Annotated in this window: 15 protein-coding genes; 11 read left to right on the top strand and 4 right to left on the bottom strand. The window is 44.8% G+C overall.

Annotated elements, in window-relative coordinates:
• The first annotated feature begins 273 nt into the window (after nt 1–273).
• The 9 genes from CWO27_RS16270 to CWO27_RS16230 all read left to right on the top strand — a co-directional run bounded on the left by CWO27_RS16270 (nt 274) and on the right by CWO27_RS16230 (nt 9,153).
• Nucleotides 274–1,215 (top strand): MBL fold metallo-hydrolase, encoded by a 942-nt coding sequence (locus CWO27_RS16270; RefSeq protein WP_107899226.1) that lies wholly within the window; start codon nt 274–276, stop codon nt 1,213–1,215.
• Nucleotide 1,216: 1 nt separating this feature from the next.
• Nucleotides 1,217–1,531: a hypothetical protein gene (locus tag CWO27_RS16265; protein ID WP_017112074.1), complete on the top strand. Its 315-nt coding sequence runs from the start codon at nt 1,217–1,219 to the stop codon at nt 1,529–1,531.
• 98 nt (nt 1,532–1,629) lie between these two features.
• Complete coding sequence (locus CWO27_RS16260; protein WP_102431976.1) at nt 1,630–2,532, top strand: DUF692 domain-containing protein; 903 nt, start codon at nt 1,630–1,632, stop codon at nt 2,530–2,532.
• Nucleotides 2,525–3,292, top strand: a complete 768-nt coding sequence (locus CWO27_RS16255) for an HvfC/BufC family peptide modification chaperone (protein ID WP_102431935.1) — start codon at nt 2,525–2,527, stop codon at nt 3,290–3,292. The genes CWO27_RS16260 and CWO27_RS16255 overlap by 8 nt, the downstream gene beginning before the upstream one ends.
• The gene (locus CWO27_RS16250; RefSeq protein ID WP_107899225.1) at nt 3,289–3,897 is read left to right on the top strand and encodes an HvfX family Cu-binding RiPP maturation protein; all 609 of its coding nucleotides are present in this window, start codon (nt 3,289–3,291) and stop codon (nt 3,895–3,897) included. The genes CWO27_RS16255 and CWO27_RS16250 overlap by 4 nt, the downstream gene beginning before the upstream one ends.
• A gap of 108 nt (nt 3,898–4,005) precedes the next feature.
• Entirely contained in the window at nt 4,006–5,622 is a 1,617-nt protein-coding gene (locus tag CWO27_RS16245) for a cytochrome ubiquinol oxidase subunit I (protein WP_107899224.1), read from the top strand.
• Between the two features lie 9 nt (nt 5,623–5,631).
• Nucleotides 5,632–6,768 (top strand): cytochrome d ubiquinol oxidase subunit II, encoded by a 1,137-nt coding sequence (gene cydB, locus CWO27_RS16240; RefSeq protein WP_107899223.1) that lies wholly within the window; start codon nt 5,632–5,634, stop codon nt 6,766–6,768.
• Nucleotides 6,769–6,794: 26 nt separating this feature from the next.
• Entirely contained in the window at nt 6,795–6,902 is a 108-nt protein-coding gene (gene cydX, locus CWO27_RS16235) for a cytochrome bd-I oxidase subunit CydX (RefSeq protein ID WP_102431939.1), read from the top strand.
• Nucleotides 6,903–7,263: 361 nt separating this feature from the next.
• On the top strand, nt 7,264–9,153 hold the full coding sequence (locus CWO27_RS16230; RefSeq protein ID WP_107899222.1) for a methyl-accepting chemotaxis protein: 1,890 nt from the start codon (nt 7,264–7,266) through the stop codon (nt 9,151–9,153).
• Between the two features lie 133 nt (nt 9,154–9,286).
• Here the strand turns inward: CWO27_RS16230 and CWO27_RS16225 are convergent, their stop codons facing one another.
• On the bottom strand, nt 9,287–10,870 hold the full coding sequence (locus CWO27_RS16225) for an ABC-F family ATPase (protein WP_050650342.1): 1,584 nt from the start codon (nt 10,868–10,870) through the stop codon (nt 9,287–9,289).
• Between the two features lie 452 nt (nt 10,871–11,322).
• On the opposite strand from CWO27_RS16225, the gene CWO27_RS16215 reads away from it, so the two are divergent.
• Both CWO27_RS16215 and CWO27_RS16210 read left to right on the top strand, forming a co-directional pair.
• Complete coding sequence (locus CWO27_RS16215) at nt 11,323–13,668, top strand: ATP-binding protein (RefSeq protein ID WP_107899221.1); 2,346 nt, start codon at nt 11,323–11,325, stop codon at nt 13,666–13,668.
• A gap of 1 nt (nt 13,669) precedes the next feature.
• Nucleotides 13,670–14,557 (top strand): mechanosensitive ion channel family protein, encoded by an 888-nt coding sequence (locus tag CWO27_RS16210; protein WP_107899220.1) that lies wholly within the window; start codon nt 13,670–13,672, stop codon nt 14,555–14,557.
• A gap of 136 nt (nt 14,558–14,693) precedes the next feature.
• Here the strand turns inward: CWO27_RS16210 and CWO27_RS16205 are convergent, their stop codons facing one another.
• From CWO27_RS16205 to CWO27_RS16195, 3 genes are all read right to left on the bottom strand, one after another.
• The gene (locus CWO27_RS16205; RefSeq protein ID WP_107899219.1) at nt 14,694–16,313 is read right to left on the bottom strand and encodes a methyl-accepting chemotaxis protein; all 1,620 of its coding nucleotides are present in this window, start codon (nt 16,311–16,313) and stop codon (nt 14,694–14,696) included.
• 273 nt (nt 16,314–16,586) lie between these two features.
• Nucleotides 16,587–18,614 carry a sensor histidine kinase gene (locus CWO27_RS16200; RefSeq protein ID WP_102431943.1) on the bottom strand — a complete coding sequence of 676 codons (2,028 nt, stop codon included), beginning with the start codon at nt 18,612–18,614 and terminating at the stop codon, nt 16,587–16,589.
• Nucleotides 18,604–20,067 (bottom strand): sigma-54-dependent transcriptional regulator, encoded by a 1,464-nt coding sequence (locus tag CWO27_RS16195; RefSeq protein WP_107899218.1) that lies wholly within the window; start codon nt 20,065–20,067, stop codon nt 18,604–18,606. The genes CWO27_RS16200 and CWO27_RS16195 overlap by 11 nt, the downstream gene beginning before the upstream one ends.
• Nucleotides 20,068–20,198: the final 131 nt, after the last annotated feature.

Genomic DNA, 20,198 nt, shown 5'->3' with positions numbered 1-20,198 from the left:
TCCATCATTTTATTCGCATAATTTTTACAGCCAGTTCGCTGTTACCACCCTTTCTGCACGTTATTTCAGCAACAGAATGCGCTCAATATTACTGTTTAGTTTTACTTAACGTTAATTTCAAAATTACTAGATATACCAAACGTTAACAATTCTTTATCTTGTGCTCCGTGAACAGAACGAAGCACGCACTTATTGTGCTGCTTGGTGAAAGTTTCACTTCTTTGAATGCTCACTTCGAAGAAAACACATAAGAAAAAAGAATTGGATAACAATATGAAACAGCCTTTAAAAGCTTTAGCAATTGCTCTTGGATTGACCTTGGGCGCCAACTGTCACGCAATTGAACTTAAGCCGGTCGATACTGACTTTACATTACAAATACTGGGTTCAGGTGGTCCTATCTCGGATGACCTACGTGCATCCTCAGGTGAAATCGTATGGTGGAAAGGCAAATCACGAATCATGATTGATGCCGGTGGCGGTGTTTACCTACGTTTCGGTCAAGCGGGTGCAAAACTTGAAGACCTAGATTTTATGGGTATTACTCACTTCCATACCGATCACGTCAATGACATGCCTGCTCTTCTTAAAGGTGGCTATTTCTTTGAACGCGAAAAGGCGTTGGAGATTTCAGGTCCAACCGCAGGTTCTGCGTTCCCAAGCCTCAACGGTTACTTCGAAGCGAATTTTGACCCAGACCATGGCGCATACGCTTATCTTGCTGGCTTATACGATGGAACCGATGGTCTATTCCCAGTCAATCTTACCGATGTTGACTATCAATCCACAGTGCCAACCGTTGTTTATGAAAAAGATGGTTTGAAGATCACTGCTCTGGGTATTCCTCATGGTGATGTGCCTTGTCTCGCTTACCGAATTGAAAGTGAAGAAGGCGTGATGGTGATTTCAGCTGACCAAAACGGTAGCAACCCTGCGTTCTTAGACTTCGCTCGCGGCGCCGACATCATGATGATGCCAATGGCGATTCATGAACAAGCCGATGGTGTCTCTACATTTATGCACGCTAAGCCTTCCGTGATTGGTGAGATTGCTAAAGAGATTAATCCAAAAATGTTGGTACTTAACCACTGGATGGGTCTAGGCCTTAAGCGTAAATCTGAATCGATCAAAATCGTACGCGAATACTACGACGGACCAATCATGTCCGGTCGTGATTTAGCCAGCTTCCCTATGTCCGCTGTAAAGGAGAAATAACATGAACAACAAAATCGCCCTATCAATCGCGATCACGTCTGTGATTAGTCTTAACTCTGCAATGGCGTTTGCTGATGCACCTGCCGAAGCCCCTGTTGAAGCTAAACAATCTTCAGGACACGGTGGTAAATGTGCCGCAGGTAAATGTGGTACCGAAAAACGTTTCGAAAAAGCGGAACTGACCAGTAACCCACAAGACCGTTTAGTTCGAGCTCGTGACGGGAAATGTGGCTTAACAGCTGAAGGTATCTCGCCAAGTAAAGAACGCATCTTAATGGCAAATAGCAAGGTGACAGGTGGAGTATGTGGCCAGTAGAAACGCATAAAACTAAAGCTATAAAAAATAAGGCTTTAAAAACCAAAGCTTTAGCATCAAATGACCGAGTCCCTAAAAGCAGAGAGTTAAACCATAAAGTGCGAACCATTCAGAATACAGACAAAGGCATTGGGCTACGCGGTGAGCACATTGAACTGCTCGCTCGTTCCCCAAAGCACCCTGATATTGATTTTCTCGAGTTAGCACCAGAGAACTGGATGAGCTTGGGTGGACTTAAGCGTGAGCAATTACAAGATATATCTAAGCTCTACCCCTTGATTGCACACGGTTTAAGTTTGTCTATTGGCGATTGCCAGCCACTTAACACAAAGTTTGTACGTCAGGTTGGTCAGTTTCTCGATGAATTGAATATCGAAGTCTATAGCGAGCACTTGAGCTTCTCTAGAGACAATCAAGGGTACTTGTATGAACTGTTACCCGTGCCACGCCGCGCAGAAAACATCGACTATTTAGCGGACAGAATCAAGCAAGTCCAAGACATCATTCAACGTCCTTTGGTCATGGAGAACATCTCTTATTACCACAATTACGGAGATGAGATGCCTGAGGGTGAGTTTATCGCTGAAATAGCAAAGCGCAGTGGCTGTGAGTTGTTGGTCGACATCAATAATCTCTACGTGAACAGTCAGAACCACCACTTTGATGCAGCTCAAATGCTTAAAGCTTTGCCGAGTGATGCTATTCGCTATTACCACATTGCAGGGCATTTAGTTGAAAACGACAGGTCGGTTGAAAGTGATAAATCGATTAAAGGTAACAAGTCGCTGATTGATACCCACGGCATGGAAGTACAGCAAGCTGTTATTGACTTGGCACGTTACACCATCTCTATTCATGGCAGTAAACCGTTATTGCTAGAAAGAGATAACAACGTACCGCCTTTGGTTGTACTGACAGAAGAGTTACGAGGTGTGCATAGTCAGGTTCTAGATGCTGGTGTAAGTCATCGCCCTCTTGAACAGGAGTTGTTATATGCATAATCCGCCAAACTCAATGGTAAGGCAAACACAAGCTTTGGCTGCATTAATACGTTCGCCACTTGAAGGCAACGCGGTGTGCCGATACAGCGAATTCATTAGAGATAACGTATTTGGTGTATTGAACAACACATTTCCGCTGTTTTGTCAGCAAGTCGACCAAGACCAACTACTGATATTGGTTGATGAGTTTGTTGTCGTGCATTACGCCTCAGAGCCGGAGTTTCATCATATCGCGACTGAGTTTGTCAGCTTTGTTCAGCGTCGCGCTCAGCCAATGTATATCTCTAGTTTGACTGCCACCCATCAACTTACAGACGATCAATTGGCTGTATTGGAGTTCGAATGGTGTGCCTTTTGCGTTGAAATTGACTCTTCAAAGCAAGTATTGCCGATGTCGTGGACGGGTGACTTTTGTATCGATGAACAACAGCTTCAATTGGGTTTGTTAGTCAACAGTATGATGAAGCTCGTACAGGTACCTTTCCTTGTTCATGGTGATTCACTGACGTTTCTAACACAAAGGCGACACTCAATTTATTACGCGATTTATCGCGACTCAGACCAACGCGTCAACACGATAAAACTAAGAGAAATTGATGTTGCGATTATCCAAATAATCCAACAACGACCAAATCGTTCTTTAGCCGATATAAAACAAATAATTGCTCAACAATTGGCGAGATTCGAGTTTATTAATTGGGTTGAACACTTCAGTGAAACAGAACTGATTGGCGTTCACTCTTTAGGAGAAAAATTATGATTAAGTCAGCCCTCAGCTGGTACGACACTATTGTCGAGAAATGCAAACAGTTCGATTATCTAGCTCTGCTTGCCGTACGTCTGTACCTTATTCCGGTGATTTATGTTGGTGCACACTCAAAAGTGCTCGGCTTCGCTGGGACGGTCGCTTGGTTCGGTGCATCAACCGCCGATGGTGGTCTTAACCTTCCCTTCCCAGAGCTACTGGCATTCCTAGCGGCAGCGACCGAAGTATTAGGTTGTATCTGTATCGCGCTAGGCCTGTTTACTCGCTTTATCTCGATTCCAATGATTTTCATGATGAGCGTCGCGAGTGCAATGGTTCACTGGAAACACGGTTGGGATGCGATTGCGACTGGTGGTATGGAAGCAACCGTTCGACTTAACGGCTTCATCGAATGGCTCGCGGTTAACTTCCCAGGTCGTTACAACTACATCACAGAACTTGGCGACCCGGTAATGCTCAACAACGGTATGGAATTCGCAGGCACTTACTTCGTGATGCTGTTAGTACTGCTTGTTTACGGCGGTGGTCGTTACGTGAGTGCAGATTACTGGCTACGTAAACAGTTCTCTAAAAAACAAAACAAAGCACTTCGTTGGTAATCGATTCTTTTCACACAGCTACATGTAAAACCTTTAATTAGTTCTCTCTAATTATCATCTTATTTTCCATTATCTTACCCGTCACACTCGTGGCGGGAAGGAGTTTTTATGCTTACAGATGTCGTTGATCTGTCGCGGTTTCAATTCGCAAGTACCGCTCTTTATCACTTTATATTCGTCCCCCTAACTATAGGTCTCTCCTTCTTACTCGCAGTGATGGAATCGCTGTATGTCATGACCAACAAAACCATCTACAAGGACATGACCAAGTTCTGGGGTAAATTGTTTGGTATTAACTTTGCTGTCGGTGTTGCTACCGGCCTAACCATGGAATTCCAGTTCGGCACCAACTGGGCATATTACTCGCACTATGTGGGCGACATATTTGGTGCCCCACTGGCGATTGAAGCGCTTGTTGCGTTTTTCTTGGAATCAACCTTAGTCGGTATGTTCTTCTTCGGTTGGGACAAGCTCTCTAAGCGTCAGCACTTATCGGTAACTTGGTTGACGGCTTTGGGTTCGAACTTCTCTGGCCTGTGGATTCTGATGGCCAATGGCTGGATGCAAAACCCAGTGGGCGCAGAGTTTAACTTCGAAACCATGCGTATGGAGATGACAGACTTTGTCGAAGTGATCTTCAACCCTGTGACTCAAGTGAAGTTCGTGCATACCGTTGCGGCGGGTTACACAACCGGCGCGCTATTTATTATGGGTATCAGTGCTTACTACATGCTTAAAGGGCGTGATTTACCGTTCGCTCGTCGTTCATTTGCAGTCGCAAGTGCTTTTGGTATGGCTGCGATTGTATCGACAGTAATGCTAGGTGATGAATCGGGTTATGAGTTGGGAGACGTTCAACAGGTGAAGCTAGCGGCTATCGAAGCTGAATGGCACACCGAAGAAGCCCCTGCATCATTTACATTGTTCGGGTTCCCAAACCAAGAAACCATGGAGACGGACTACGCGATTAAGATCCCATACGTGATGGGTATTATCGCAACGCGTTCTTTGGATACGCCAGTCGTCGGGATTCATGATCTATTAGCAAAAAATGAAGAACGTGTGCGCAGCGGTATCTTGGCTTATGGACTATTAGAAAAACTACGCTCTGGTGATAAATCACAACAAAATATCGATGATTTTGAATCGGTTAAACATGACCTAGGTTATGGCTTACTGGTTAAGAAATACAGCGATAACGTGGTGGATGCAACAGAACAACAGATCAAACAAGCAGCCAAAGACACAATCCCAACGGTAGCCCCTCTATTCTGGAGCTTCCGCATCATGGTGGTGTGTGGCGTCTTGATGTTTGCCATCATTGGTCTTTCATTCGTACAAATTTGTCGCCGTAAGATTGGTACCAATCGTTGGTTACTGAAAGCAACAATATGTGCGATCCCACTTCCTTGGATTGCTTGTGAAGCGGGTTGGTTTGTTGCGGAATATGGCCGTCAACCATGGGCAATTGGCGAAATCCTTCCAGTCAATATGGCGGCTTCTAATCTACCCGCTTCAAGTCTGTGGATCTCTATCGGCCTGGTTTACTTGTTCTACACCGCGTTCTTAATTGTAGAAATGTTCCTGATGGTTAAGTTTGCAAAAATGGGCCCGAGCGCACTGAAGACGGGTCGCTATCATCATGAGCAATCAAACCAAGATCTAGCCATTACAGGTGAGCAAAACACACCGCGTCAGCTAGATAAAACTATCGACCTTCATTAAGGAATTCAGATGTTTGATTACGAAAATCTTCGCCTGTTTACATGGGCAGTTATTGGTGTGTTGTTGATCGGTTTTATCATTACCGATGGTTTCGACATGGGCGTTGCGGCGTTGCTCCCAGTTTTAGGGAAGTCAGAAGTTGATCGACGAATCATGATTAACTCGATTGCCCCTCACTGGGACGGTAACCAAGTGTGGTTGGTGACCGCGGGTGGCGCGATCTTCGCGATATGGCCGGCAATCTACGCGGCTGCGTTCTCCGGGTTCTATTTAGCCATGATTATCGTGTTGGCGACCCTGTGGTTAAGACCACTCGGTATGGATTACCGAGCTAAGATCGACAACCCGCAATGGAAGAAAGCTTGTGATATTGCTCTTATCGTTAGTGGTTTCATTCCTCCGGTTATCTTTGGTGTTGGTTTCGGTAACTTGATGATTGGCGTTCCGTTTGAATTTAACGAATTGCTAATGATGTCATACCAAGGTGGTTTCTGGGATCTACTCACGCCCTTCCCACTACTATGTGGCTTGGTGAGCTTGGCGATGGTTGTCACGCAAGGCGCGGCATTCCTACAGATGAAAACGACGGGTGATTTAAAACAACGTGCCCAGAAAGTGATCGTATGTATGGCGCTTGTGACTGTAGGTCTGTTTATTGTTGGTGGGCTATACGCATATACACTTCCGGGTTACCTGATTACTAGCCCAGTTGTGACCGATGGTGTTTCAAACCCATTGCTAAAACATGTAGTGAAGTTTGATGACTTACTGCTACATAACTACGAAAACTATCCGGTACTTTGGGGAATCCCTGCGCTAGGCATCATCGGAATGCTGAGTTGTGCAGTGATGACTCGACTTAACCGCGCTGGCTTAGCCTTTGCTTCTTCGAGCTTATCAATCGCAAGCATCATAACGACAGCGGGCGTAGCTCTATTCCCAATGATCATGCCATCTAGCTTGATGCCATCGCATAGCTTAACGCTGTGGGACGGAACATCGAGTGAGTTAACACTGAGCATTATCTCGGTTGTGGCAGTTATCGTGGTGCCAATTATTTTGGGTTACACAATTTGGTGTTACTACAAAATGTTCGGTCGATTAGACAGTCAATACATTCATGATAACAGCTCGTCACTGTATTAATTAAAGATGAAATAGGAGGATAACCTATGTGGTATTTATGTTGGGTACTTGGCGTGTTGCTAGCCTGCGCGTTTGGAATCATTAATGCTCTATGGCTGGAGCACACCGATTTTCTCGATGATCAAAACGGATAAAACGGAGCGTAGCAACTGTTAACTAAATAGTAAGCTAACTAATTAAAATAACTGAAAGTCCTTACTTAATGCGATGCCTGTGATCTCAAAGATTGCTGACATGAGTGTTAATGAGGACTTTTTCTTTTCGCATCTAATCTCACGTGCTTACCCCCGTCTTCGCTAGCAAAGTCGGCGTCTCAAATGGCTAAGTTAATAATAGTTAAGTTGGTGCATATCATCGATTAAGTAGCTTTCTCCATCAACGGACCTTGCTTTAACAACCCTATAGGCTATTAGTTACATATTCATCATTTTAATATATCTGTTAATTACAAAATAAATATGAATATCAACGTCACTGGCTTAAAGGGAGTTAACCATGAACAATCCATCGGAACCTCAGCATCGTTTGCTGTCTCTTTCTATTCGCAGTAAGTTTATTTTAATCAACCTCACCCTGTTTATTTCTGTTTTTATCTATGCCATCTACGAGCAGCTCAGCCTAAACAAATTGGAATCACTGGAGCTCGCTGCGACCGAAAACCTTAGAAGCTCAGTCGATTTATTAACGCTTAGGCGACATGAGAAAGACTTCTTGTCTCGACACGATCAAAAATACGCAGAGCGTTTCGATAAAACTGCCGACACATTGAATCAAAGATTGGTGACGTTGAACCAAACTCTAACCTCGCACGAGCTTCACCTTACCGATCAAATGACCAAAATCTCCGATACCCTTCATCAGTACCAGAAACAGTTCCATCAGATCGTCAATCAAGTGAACGACATTGAACGCACAACCCCACCTTTAGGCTTTGTCGCAACCCTCGATGGAAAAAGAACAGCGCTGAAATCAGCAATCGAATCAGAATCAAGTTTGGCACTGGAACTTGCGTTGTTAGAGTTGATCGAAAAAGACTTCCATTACCTCGCACATATTAATAGCCAAACGAATGCAGCGTTAACCAATGCTCTTGTTGAGTTTGAACCCTACTCCCAAACTTCGATTGCGACTGAACAAGCCTATTCCGAATATAAGGCCGCGGTTGAAACTCTGTTAGTTGCTAACAGCAATCTAGGTTTGTCTGCAGAGTTGGGGCTTAGAGGCGCCTTACGTAGCAATGTTCATCAAACGGAACAAGCCATTGAAGAAGTGCAGAATGAGATAAGCCAAGCGATTACAGCTGCAGTTAAAAACACACAAAACATGTTACATCTGTTTGGTGCCGCTATCGTCGCTCTGCTTTCTCTATTATTGGGGTTCATCGGTCGCAACATCCTGGGTCGTATCAAAGCGATAAACGTGATGATGGAGTCTATTGCAAATGGAGATGGAGATTTAACCGTCAGAATGAACGCCAGAGGTAACGACGAGCTCGCTCAACTTGCCCACTCGTTCGATACCTTCATCGATAAACTGCACAGTAACATCAAAGAGCTATCCGGCGTGATGACGGTGCTGACAGACAGTTCATGCAGTTCTGAAGAAGCGGCAGTTAAAAGTATGAGCAATGCAGAGAAACAAAAGCAGCAATCTGAATCGGTAGCGACGGCAGTCAACGAGTTAGTGATGACGAGTAATGAGGTGACGGCGAATATCGAAAATGCCGCAACCAATGCCGAGAAGATCAAAGAAAATGCCCATCAAGCGCTACAAAAGACACAATCAACCAACGACAGTATTAATGTCTTAGTAGAAAACATTGCAGAGTCTCAGGATCTCATCGTTCAGCTTGAAGAACAGAGCCGTGAAATCAATCAGGTGGTGACGACCATTCAAGGTATTGCTGAGCAAACTAATCTATTGGCACTTAATGCTGCGATTGAAGCGGCGCGTGCTGGCGATCATGGACGAGGTTTCGCTGTGGTAGCATCCGAAGTACGAGAGCTTTCACTAATGACCAACGATTCAACTCATCAAATAGAATCCACGATTCATGGTTTAACCACTGGGATAGACAAGACCGTCGCTAAGATGACGGCAAGCTTAGAACAAACTGAGTTGGTGAAAAACCAAACCAAAGACGTGGTGAATGCGATAGAAGGAATACACTTCCAAGTTGGCGAGATGTTCGACTTAAACAGCCAGATCTCAACAGCGTCTGAAGAGCAATCGATGGTTTCTGTTGAGATTGACCGAAACATTACTGATATCGCTCACCTTGCTAGTGACACCTATACTGTGGTTTCTGGGTCGGTACGTTGCAGTGAACAAGTCTCGAGTGTGAGTGTGAAGCTAGAGAAGATTGTCGCGCAGTTTAAGTATTAGTGATTAGCGCAAGCTAGTTGATTCGTGTGGTATGGAAAAACAAAAGGCCTCTATCTGATTGCTAAGATAGAGGCCTTTCTAATTTTGAATACGTACTAACGTGTTATTACGTATCAGCTCTCACTACACGGTATTAGCCGCGTGCTTTCAAGAACTCAGCGTAAGTGCCGCGGAAATCGTTGATCTTGCCATCTTTGATTTCAAGGATACGAGTTGCAAGCGAGTCTACGAATACACGGTCGTGAGATACGAAGAACAATGTGCCTTTGTAGTTCTCAAGAGCCAGGTTAAGCGCTTCGATAGATTCCATATCCATGTGGTTCGTTGGCTCATCCATTAGAAGGATGTTTGGTTTATGCATCATGATCTTACCAAGAAGCATACGACCTTGCTCACCACCAGAGATAACCTTTACAGATTTCTTAATGTCGTCTTGACCAAATAGCATACGACCTAGGAAGCCACGAACAACTTGCTCGTCTTCGCCTTCTTGGCGCCATTGGCTCATCCAATCAAACAGGTTCATGTCTTGTTCGAAGTCATGTGCGTGATCTTGAGCGTAGTAACCGATGTTTGAGTTTTCAGACCACTTGTACTCACCAGTGCGTGGCTCTAGTGCGCCAGCTAGTGTGTTAAGTAGTGTTGTTTTACCTACACCGTTTTCACCGATGATAGCAACACGCTCACCTACTTCGAAGATACCGTCGAACTTGTTGTATAGGTCTTCTTCAAAACCTTGAGATAGGTTTTCAACCACAAGTGCGTTACGGAATAGCTCTTTAGACTGTTCGAAACGGATGAATGGGTTTTGACGGCTAGACGCTTTAACTTCGTCTAGTTGGATTTTATCGATCTGCTTAGCACGAGACGTTGCTTGCTTCGCTTTCGATGCGTTAGCAGAGAAACGAGATACGAACGTTTGAAGTTCAGCAATTTGTGCTTTCTTCTTAGCGTTGTCAGACAATAGACGCTCACGAGCTTGAGTCGCTGCCGTCATGTACTCATCATAGTTACCTGGGAATAGACGAAGTTCGCCGTAATCAAGGTCAGCCATGTGTGTACAAACAGAGTTTAGGAAGTGACGGTCGTGCGAAATGATGATCATTGTGCAGTTACGTTGGTTTAGCGTATCTTCCAACCACTTGATGGTGTCCATATCCAGGTTGTTCGTTGGTTCGTCAAGAAGCATGATATGCGGGTCTGCAAACAGTACTTGAGACAATAGAACACGAAGCTTCCAACCCGGTGCTACTTCGCTCATCAGACCGAAGTGCATTGATTCTTCAATACCTACTGCAAGAAGAAGCTCACCCGCTTTCGCTTCTGCCATGTAGCCGTCCATTTCAGCGAACTGAACTTCAAGGTCGGCTACTTTCATGCCGTCTTCTTCGCTCATTTCTGGCAAAGAGTAAATGCGGTCACGCTCTTGCTTAATAGCCCAAAGCTCTTTGTGACCCATGATAACCGTGTCGATTACCGTGAATTCTTCGTAAGCAAATTGGTCTTGGTTTAGCTTAGCAACGCGCTCGTTAGGATCGTAGCTTACGTTACCAGCACTTGGCTCAAGTTCACCAGATAGGATCTTCATGAACGTCGATTTACCACAGCCATTCGCGCCGATTAAACCGTAGCGGTTGCCTTCGCCGAACTTAACTGAAATATTTTCGAAAAGTGGCTTAGCGCCGAATTGTTGGGTGATATTTGCTGTGGAGATCAATGCCATTACCTTCTTAATGTGAAAAACGTCGCAACGTTACTTGTTCAGGGCTTTAACTGCAAGTATTGATTGCAATTACTGGCCATTAAGTGAGTGATAACCTAGCCAAATCATAGTTTGAGCTGACTCACATTTTTGATTTTCTATTTATCTCCGAAAAGCCGTCGATTTTCAGGAAAAACAAAATATCGAACAGCGCCCCATAATGGGTGGTATATAACGTCCCAAATCATGCCAACCATTGAATATATCGTATGCTGATTGGTCACAGTCAAAGCCACCCTGATCAAAGCAGCAACAGACATAGCCAAGACTAGCCTAATCCCTGACAATTTCATGACAAAATCGATCGAAACAGGAATAAAGTACTCGCCCCCGATACGGGGTTGGATTTCACAAAGTCAGATTATCTAACTATAGTAATCCTAACCTCATAATTCTAAGAGACTTTTATGCGTTCACTATCGCGCTTCTTAATCCTCACGTTGGCCATTCTCTCATGGCCTAGTCATGCCAACTTGGAATATGACTTACAATCTCAGCCGCAGGTATCCGATTCTGCTGTTGACCTCGATGATCGAATTGATTCGTTACCCGATCCTCTCTTTATGGAGCCGTCGGACAGACGCCAAGTCAATATTCTGCTTGCCGAAGTTCTGCGAGTTCAAAAGCAGGAAATCCAAACCTTCGAGCAACAGATAAAAGCTTACAGAGATAACAGCGACGCCGATCAATGGTTTGCCGTTCAAACCAGTTACGTCACGCTGAATAGCTTGAACGTAAGTAAACAGCATCTTTTAGAGCAGACCAACTCTGCAAACAAAGAGCGTTTAACCGGTTTTGGTCCCTATGGTGTGACCCAGTTTAAGCAAGAGTGGGAATTGACCAAACTCAATATTGAGTATCTTGTTTATTTCCAAATTCGTAGCTTTAAAGCGCTTGTTAAAGACATCTTTATTTCGCCAGTGCCAGTGATTGGTGCCTCACTAAAAGTGTTATTCATCTACTTCGGTTTAGTGTGGTGGCTTGCCAACAGCACCCGCTTGATTGAACTGTTTCGAATTAACTTTCTTGAAGCGAAAACGAACCCTCCTTTTCTGGTTCGCGTGATTTGGTATATCAGCCGCGCTGATCGTGCGATTGCTTGGCTAATTGCCATCACATTGTCATTGAGAGTGCTTTCTAGTATCCCTAGTCTTCAACATTTGATTTTCCTGGAGATCTTCACTTGGTGGATTCTAGGTGGTTCGATTGCCATCAGCTTTATTTTGGAATTTGCCTACCGTTTAGGTCGTACATCAAATCAAGAAGTGATAGCACTACGCCTATCGACTATTCGTCGTTACGTGTGGAGCTTCATCGTTGCGGGTGTGATTCTCCAGATATCAAGTATTACGCTAGGAAAAGGTACGATTTACAGCTGGATTTACAGCGCTCTGTTTTTTTGGTTTGTGCTGGTCACGATCTCAGTTCTCAGACTATGGAGAGCGAAGGTCTTCGATACGTTGCAACACATCTCTGATCGTCCGGTTTGGGTGAATTGGGCAGTAAACCGCAAGGATACCTTCTTACTTAATATATTGGCGACGGCCATTGGCATCGTGTGGTTGAGTGTTTACAACTTTCAACATCGAATTATGGCCCTGCTATCCAATTACACTTTGTTTAGCCAGGCCTTAGCTTATCTATTTAGAATTGAAGTTGCTAAACAGTCTGACCTTGATAAGAATCAGCAAAACTTGGTTCGAATCAAAGGCGATCAAACCTATGAATACATTCTTCCGGGTAATATCGACAGTACGTTGATAGATTACGCGGGAGATGAAATTAAGCAGTTATCACGCTACTTAATGTCAGACAGCCCGGCTATCTGTATTGTGTCTGGCGAACGTGGTGTCGGCGCGACAACGCTGCTATATACCTTACTGCACAAAGTCTCTAACGCTGAGCCTGTATACGTGAGTTGCCCTTATGCGGGTTACCAAGAGCTTTTAGCGCATTTAGCCGTGAGCATTGGCTTGGACGAAGAAGCGACTGAAATTCAAATATTAGCGCATCTTCGTAAGAGCAATACCACTTACCTTATCGCGATTGATAACGCACAACGACTGGTGCAACCAATGGTCGGTGGCCTGTCTGATTTGATTCGTTTGACCAACCTTCTGCGTCGTTCTAAAAAGAACCACCGTGTCGTGATATCGATCGCCAAATCAAGCTGGCGATTTGTGGATAGAGCGCGTGGCGAACGTTTGCTGTTTGACTTGGTGTGTTTCCTTCCGCGTTGGACAGAGAAACAAGTGGGTGAACTTCTAAATAGCCGTATCAATACGGAGCTTGAGAAGCCGTTGTCTTTTGATGGTTTAGTAGTCCCTAAGCAATGGGACCAAGATGATATGAGTGAAGAAGAACGTGCACGCCAAGGTTTCTATCGAATTTTGTGGCACTACTCTGATGGCAACCCTACCGTTGCGCTGCGTTTCTTCCGACTCTCTTTGAACCGAAACAAAGAGACAGATCAAGCAGTGGTGCGTCTGTTCCATGTTCCTGAAGCCCAGGAGCTGGAAAATATGCCGAAACCTATGCTGGCTGTACTTCGTTCTATCGTTCAACTGGAAATCGCTTCTCCGGAAGTGTTGTCTGAATGTACACAGCTGAGCACGGCAGAGATAACGGGGATTCTGCGTTACTTTGAAAGCCGTGGTTATATTGGTTGGCATGAAGAAAAGGCTCGGATTTCTGAGCACTGGTTCCGCCATATTACGAACGTTCTCGACCGTCAACATCTACTGGTGAAGTAAAATGAAGAAGTTATTTATCCTACTATTTGTTGGCTTGGCAGGTGCTGTCAGTTTCCCGACCTTTGCGACGGAAGAGTTAGCTAACGTAGAAAACATCTCTAAAATTGCGAGCCTTGTGCGATGGAGCGGCGTGTTCTTCTCCATGATCGTTATCGCTGCGATGTGGTTGCTGCTTAAGTTCATCAACTCGTTAGTGACCAGCTTTGGTAGTCAGTTCGTGCAATATCGAATGCTACTACAAAAACTGCAGTCGTTTACTCAGTTCTTCATCTATGTGAGCACCGGTCTCATCGTGTTCATGATGAGCTTTAGAATCAACGACCAAATACTGGCCTTGATTGGTGGCACCCTCGCCGTGTCGGTAGGCTTTGCGCTTAAAGACTTGGCTGCTTCATTCATCGCCGGTATCACGGTGATGATTGATAGACCCTTTCAAGTTGGTGACCGTGTCACGTTTGAGGGTAACTATGGCGACATTATCACTATCGGTTTGCGTTCGGTACGAATGAGAACATTGAATGACGACATCATTACCATTCCGAATAACAAGTTCTTAAATGAAGTGACGACCAGTGGTAACTACGGTGCGTTGGACATGCAGGTGGTGATTCCGTTCTACGTCGGCATGAATGAAGACATCACCCTAGCCCGTGACTTAATTCAAGAAGCTGCGTCTTCGAGTCGTTACATCCACTTACCGAAGCCTGTCACGGTTTTGGTTAAACAGACGATTACCGATAACTACCTTGCGATACAGTTGACGTGTAAGGCTTATGTGGTGGACACCGCGTATGAAAAGTTGTTTGAAACCGACATTACCCTGCGTGTGATGAAAGAGTTTAAGAAGCACAACATCAACCCACCGAAGATTTCAGTGGCAGCGCATTGATCGAACTTGGTCTAACGCTAGGAGAGTAAATTAATCTCCTAGTCAGCGACAAACGAAAACACCTCCGAACTTATCTCGAGTACGGAGGTGTTTTTTTATGTGGTGTTATCTGTGTTAACGCTAAGTGCTTTGGGGTTTATACCTTAAAGTACTTCAACTGTTCTGTTAGATGCTCTGTGGTATTGGCCATTTTCTGACTGTCTTCTGCGAGCGATTGCGATGCCTGCAGAACCTCATTCGCGGCTAAATGAATACCAGTAACACTTTCACTCATTTCCGTTGCGACTGTGCTTTGTTGTTCCGACGCTGCGGCAATCTGAGCCACCATGTCGTTAGCGTTGTGCAGTTCATTCACAATTACATCCAGTTGTTGGCGTGTTTCGTTAGACGCGACAACGCTGTGGTCAACCTTCTCGTTACTGCTTTGCATTGCTTTAAAGGTGCGCTCTGCTTGCTGAGTCAGTTTCTCAATTGTGGATTGCACTTCATTGGTTGAATTCTGAGTGCGGCTCGCTAGGTTACGGACTTCATCTGCCACAACTGCAAATCCTCTGCCTTGCTCTCCCGCTCGAGCTGCTTCTATTGCCGCATTAAGCGCTAACAAGTTCGTTTGTTCTGATACATCACGAATCACACCGACAACTTGGCTTATTTCAGTAACGCCTGATTGCAGATCTCTAACTAAGTTGTTCGCGGTTGAAATGTTATCAGAAACCTGAGAAATGGTTGTAGAAGTGACCTGCATGTTTTGATCGTTCTGGTTTGCATGATCGACCACCTTATTAGTACTAGCGGCCGTGTTCTCTGCATTCACTGCAACATCTGAGATAGTCGCACTCATTTCAGTCATCGCAGTAGACAGTAATTCCAGCTGCGCATGTTGAGCGTTAACACTGGTTGCGGCCTCTTCACTGGCTTGCGCGATGTGACTTGCCATGTTGCTCGATAAGTCCGCTGACTCATTGGCAGTCCGAAGCGTCGTTTGTAGTTTATCGAGCATGGTATCTATCTGGTGGCTCATATCACCAAGCTCATCTTTACGAGTCATGTTCATGCGCACACGAAGGTCGCCATCGGCAATCTTATGGGTGTTATCGATAAGCTTATTCAGTGGCACAAGGATGTTGTTGGAAATCGCGTAACCCATAGCGAACAGTAAGCCAGATAAAACAACCGCTACCATCCCTTCCTTAATAGCTAAGGCATAGAACGCCTCTTGGATATCCGCGACTAAGATTCCAGAGCCAATCACCCAGTTCCATTCTGGAAACAACTGAACGTATGAGATCTTGTCTTTGAGTTCACCTTGCGGGCTCATCCATTGGTAATCAAGAAAGCCTTTCTCTTCAGGAGTGCGAGAAATGGTGACCATCTCGCGCCAGTGATGCTTACCTGCTCCATCTCTAAGGTTTCCGGCATTAGTGCCATCAAGCTCTGGTTTTAACGGATGACTAATGATGTTGAGCTGCTGGTTTAGAATCCAGAAGTAATTAGTGTTGTCATAACGAAGCGTTTTGATGGCTTGTAGCGCACGATCCTTTGCGACCTCTTCACCCAGCACACTGCGTTGGCTGTAATAGTAGTTTGCCAAACTTACCGCGGTTTCAACTTGAGCGCTGAGTTTATCTTGCCGCTCTTCCATCGAACTAGCACGCTGTTGCATTAAATTAAAGGTGGATGCCATTACCAGTAGAACGACCGATAAAATGACGATGGAGACGAGCTTTAATTTGATAGATAGGTTACTTAATTTCATAGCTGACTGACTTTATTATTTGTTTTGATTATGGATTTTCGACCAAGTTATCAAAAATTCGTACAGTTCAGATGATATGCATCAAGATCGAAGGATATACACCGTGTTACATAACTAAAAAGAGGTGTACGTCAAACAGGCGGAGGTTGAGATTTGGCTGGCGATAGATTAGTAGTGCGGAATCTTCGTGCTTGGGCTAAAACGTTCGTGTAATAGCCCAAGCGCGTTAGAAATATTATCGGGTGATAATATCGGTGAATTGGCTGTTAGAGCTTATAGATTTGATACTAGCAATTGAGGCGTGGCTTTTTGTTGAAGGTAGATACTAAATCGACTTCCTTTACCTACTTCGGATTCAACACGTATCTCACCGCCCGTTTGGCTCAAGATACTTTGAGAAACGGATAAGCCTAAGCCTGTACCATCTCGCTTGGTCGTGTAGAAAGGCGAGAAAATGCGTTTCAGCTGCTCTTCCTTGATACCGCAACCTTCATCTTCCACATGAACAATCGCCCCATGAGACACGCCGCTTTCAACCCAGTCTTCACTCGAGATGGTTAACGTACCTTGTCCTTCCATCGCATGAATCGCATTCATTTGTAGGTTAACCAGAATCTGTAGCAATTGGTTGCGGTTGACTTCGACTGAGGTTCTAGCATTCAATTTCGAGACATACACAATGCCTTTCTTTTTCGCCCCTGTTTTTACGAGCGTAATACTTTCATCGACAATTGGATTGATATGTTGCCACGTAATTTCATCTTGCACGCCGCCGTGACGGCTGTATTGAAGCAGGCTTCGCGTTATGTTTCGAATTCGGTCTATCTGCTCCATGATGGCGTGGACTTCTTCGTCTACACGGCTCACGTCATCGCCTAGTTCAAACTTCATCAATTCTACATTGCCAAGAATCACTGCAGTTGGGTTATTGATCTCATGAGCAATGCCTGCCGTTAATTCACCTAATGCGGCTAATTTCTCATTGACCACCAGCTTATCTCTGGCTTGATTAAGTAGTTTGATGTGCAATTCGAGCTCTTCAGTTTTCTCTTTTAAACTCGCGGTACGAGAGTGAACCTTACATTCAAGTTCAGACGCAGCTTGTTGAATCTCTTGATTACGTTCGTGGAGCAAATCTAGCATCTTGTCGAACTGTTTAGCGAGCAGTGTAAGTTCGTGTTGATCATCCAAACCTAACGTGCCAATGCGCTTGTCTTGCCCCATCTGGACTAGCTTGACGACCTTGTGGATGCGTTCTATTGGATTGAAAAGATCACGCGCACCACGGTGAACGATCAAACCTGATACCAATAACAGCAACACAATGGTAATGCTAATTTCACCAAGGTTGGTCAGGTACGTTTCTATCAGCGGCCAAATCAAATAACCGGTGTAAAGCATACCAATCACGTTATCGAACTGGTCATGGATTGGTTGATAAGCCGTGATGTACCAAGCATCGTAAACATACGCTCGATCTAGCCACTCTTTACCTTCATTTAAAACTTTTGAGTGAACCTCATTAGAAACACGAGTACCAATTGCGCGCCCAGCTTGTTCTTCACTGCTTAAAGGTACATTGGTACTGACGCGAAGGTCATCGAGGAAGACCGTGACCGTGCCTATATGACGATTAAAGCCTTCTCTTTTTGGGTAGATAAGATTACTAATTTGGTCGACTAGTTGAGTACTGTTATTAAGTAAGATCCCGCCATCTAGAAAACCAATCACATGATCACGTTCATCTTTTATGGATACAACGGTTCGGCTTACCAGTCCGCGAGTCTCAACTTCTTGCCCATTGAGCATCGGAACTTCCGCTTTTTTAGCGAGGTCACTATCGAGGTAGTTGAGTTCGTTACGGCTTAACACGCTGAAAAACGAAGACTTGTGAGTCAAATTTAGATATTCGAGTTTCTTAGCCATACTCTCGACACTGCGCCAGCGTAGAAAGTCGAGTTCATAACGAGATTTGTTTTCAGACACCCATCTCGTTAGCTCTTCGTGTGAAAGATCGCTCGCCAGTTTGGTTTGAAAGTTATAAGACTCGGCAAACGCTCGAACGTTGTATGCTTGCTGATTTTGAATTAGGTGGATACTGTTGTCGGCAACATCTAAACGCTCATCGACATCAATCAAAGCGCCCTGCCACGTGTAATGAACAGACCAATACAATGTGATAGCGACAAGTGCACATAAAGTCAGAATGATCGGAGCAGATGTTAGGAACAATAAGCGGTAACGCACCATGGTTTTGAATCGGAACGTCCACTTTGACCACCAATGACGTCTAATCGGCATATTCAGAGCCTTCTGTGTTCCAATCTTTGTATTTACGCTCTAGCGTTTTACGTGCCACGCCAAGATCTCTCGCAGCAGCCGACTTATTACCATCATGGAAACTAACAAGCTGTTCTATATGAGATTTTTCCACTTCTTTGAGTGTCCAAGTGTTTGGGTAACCCTCGGCAACATCTGCATTATTCAAGTTTGGCATTTCTGCTCCATGTGACACCGTCACTGAAATATTAGCCGGTACAGGATCGCTATTAATCTCGCGCCAGTAGTGTGCTGGTGGCTTGTCTAAAAGAATGCATCGTTCGACTAAGTTTTTAAGCTCACGAATATTCCCTGGCCATTCGTATTCGTTCATGGCCAATATATCTTCATGTGCCCAATTTGGAACAGGCATCCCAAGCTCACTTGATAAAAGACGAGTAAAATATGGAACAAGCTCAATTAAATCTGATGGACGCTCTCTCAATGGCACTACATCAATCTTAAGTACATTAAGTCGGTAGAATAGATCGCGACGGAAGTGCCCTTTATCGACCTCTTCCTGAAGGTTTCGGTTGGTCGCCGCTACAACGCGTACATCCACAGAGATCTCTTTCTCACTACCAACAGGACGAATGGTTCTTTGTTCTAACACACGTAGTAGCGCTGCTTGCATTGGCAGCGGCATTTCACCGATTTCATCAAGGAACAAGGTGCCACCACTTGCGACTCGGAAAAGGCCTTCACGGTTTTTCTTCGCACCGGTAAATGCGCCAGAGGTGTGTCCAAACAGTTCACTTTCTAGAAGCTCTGGAGCAATCGCGCCACAGTTAATTGGCACAAATGGTCCAGTACGTTTACTGGCTTCATGTACACCACGCGCAACCAACTCTTTACCTGTACCCGACTCGCCTTCTATCAAAACGGAAGCTCGAGATGGTGCAAATTGACTGATAAGCAGTTTAAGCTGTTTGGTTTTGTCTGAATTGCCGATCAATTCGGTCTTGATATGACGGCTAACATCACGCTTCAACGCGTACTGCATTCTTTGGTCAAGCCGCTTGTCCATACAACGCAGAACGGCTTGTATCATCTGTTCTAGGTTGAAGGGCTTAAGAATAAAATCTGAAGCACCAAGCTTAAGTGCAGATATGGTCATCTCTAGATCGGCATAACCCGTCATGAAAATCACATCGGCGCGTTTGTCGTTGTCGTTAAACGCCTCTTCCCACTCAATACCAGAGCGACCTGGTAAGTTGATATCAAGGACAATCAGATCAAAATGTTCACTCGAACGCAGCGTTTCAGCCTCTTCAACCGACCCTGCACTCGACACCTTGCCAAAGAACTTACCTAGTGCTTTCTTTAAGATAGCCTGCATACCCAACTCATCATCGACGACCAAAACGGAAAACGCCTGATACTGAGTCAATGTGTTCGGGTTGAGATTGGATGCAGATGAACTAGGTAAAGACATAATGATTAGCCGGTGAGGAAGGTTGGGACAGAGTGTACCAATTAACCTTTTGTCCAACAGGGACAATGTGCGACATTTTGTCCTAGCTCATGTTTTGATTCATTTTAACGGGGTAAATGGCGCAGTGTTGT

Source organism: Vibrio sp. 10N.286.51.C3, from assembly GCF_003050065.1.
Lineage (GTDB): Bacteria > Pseudomonadota > Gammaproteobacteria > Enterobacterales > Vibrionaceae > Vibrio > Vibrio crassostreae.
This window is presented reverse-complemented; position numbering and strand designations above follow the sequence as displayed.

What these genes read in the sequence shown, in the direction of transcription:
- cydB (WP_107899223.1), top strand. Translation starts at nt 5,632, where the DNA reads ATGTTTGATTACGAAAATCTTCGCCTGTTTACATGGGCAGTTATTGGT.
- CWO27_RS16270 (WP_107899226.1), top strand. Translation starts at nt 274, where the DNA reads ATGAAACAGCCTTTAAAAGCTTTAGCAATTGCTCTTGGATTGACCTTG.
- CWO27_RS16230 (WP_107899222.1), top strand. Translation starts at nt 7,264, where the DNA reads ATGAACAATCCATCGGAACCTCAGCATCGTTTGCTGTCTCTTTCTATT.
- CWO27_RS16205 (WP_107899219.1), bottom strand. Translation starts at nt 16,313, where the DNA reads ATGAAATTAAGTAACCTATCTATCAAATTAAAGCTCGTCTCCATCGTC.
- CWO27_RS16245 (WP_107899224.1), top strand. Translation starts at nt 4,006, where the DNA reads ATGCTTACAGATGTCGTTGATCTGTCGCGGTTTCAATTCGCAAGTACC.
- CWO27_RS16210 (WP_107899220.1), top strand. Translation starts at nt 13,670, where the DNA reads ATGAAGAAGTTATTTATCCTACTATTTGTTGGCTTGGCAGGTGCTGTC.
- cydX (WP_102431939.1), top strand. Translation starts at nt 6,795, where the DNA reads ATGTGGTATTTATGTTGGGTACTTGGCGTGTTGCTAGCCTGCGCGTTT.
- CWO27_RS16250 (WP_107899225.1), top strand. Translation starts at nt 3,289, where the DNA reads ATGATTAAGTCAGCCCTCAGCTGGTACGACACTATTGTCGAGAAATGC.
- CWO27_RS16195 (WP_107899218.1), bottom strand. Translation starts at nt 20,067, where the DNA reads ATGTCTTTACCTAGTTCATCTGCATCCAATCTCAACCCGAACACATTG.
- CWO27_RS16200 (WP_102431943.1), bottom strand. Translation starts at nt 18,614, where the DNA reads ATGCCGATTAGACGTCATTGGTGGTCAAAGTGGACGTTCCGATTCAAA.
- CWO27_RS16255 (WP_102431935.1), top strand. Translation starts at nt 2,525, where the DNA reads ATGCATAATCCGCCAAACTCAATGGTAAGGCAAACACAAGCTTTGGCT.
- CWO27_RS16215 (WP_107899221.1), top strand. Translation starts at nt 11,323, where the DNA reads ATGCGTTCACTATCGCGCTTCTTAATCCTCACGTTGGCCATTCTCTCA.
- CWO27_RS16265 (WP_017112074.1), top strand. Translation starts at nt 1,217, where the DNA reads ATGAACAACAAAATCGCCCTATCAATCGCGATCACGTCTGTGATTAGT.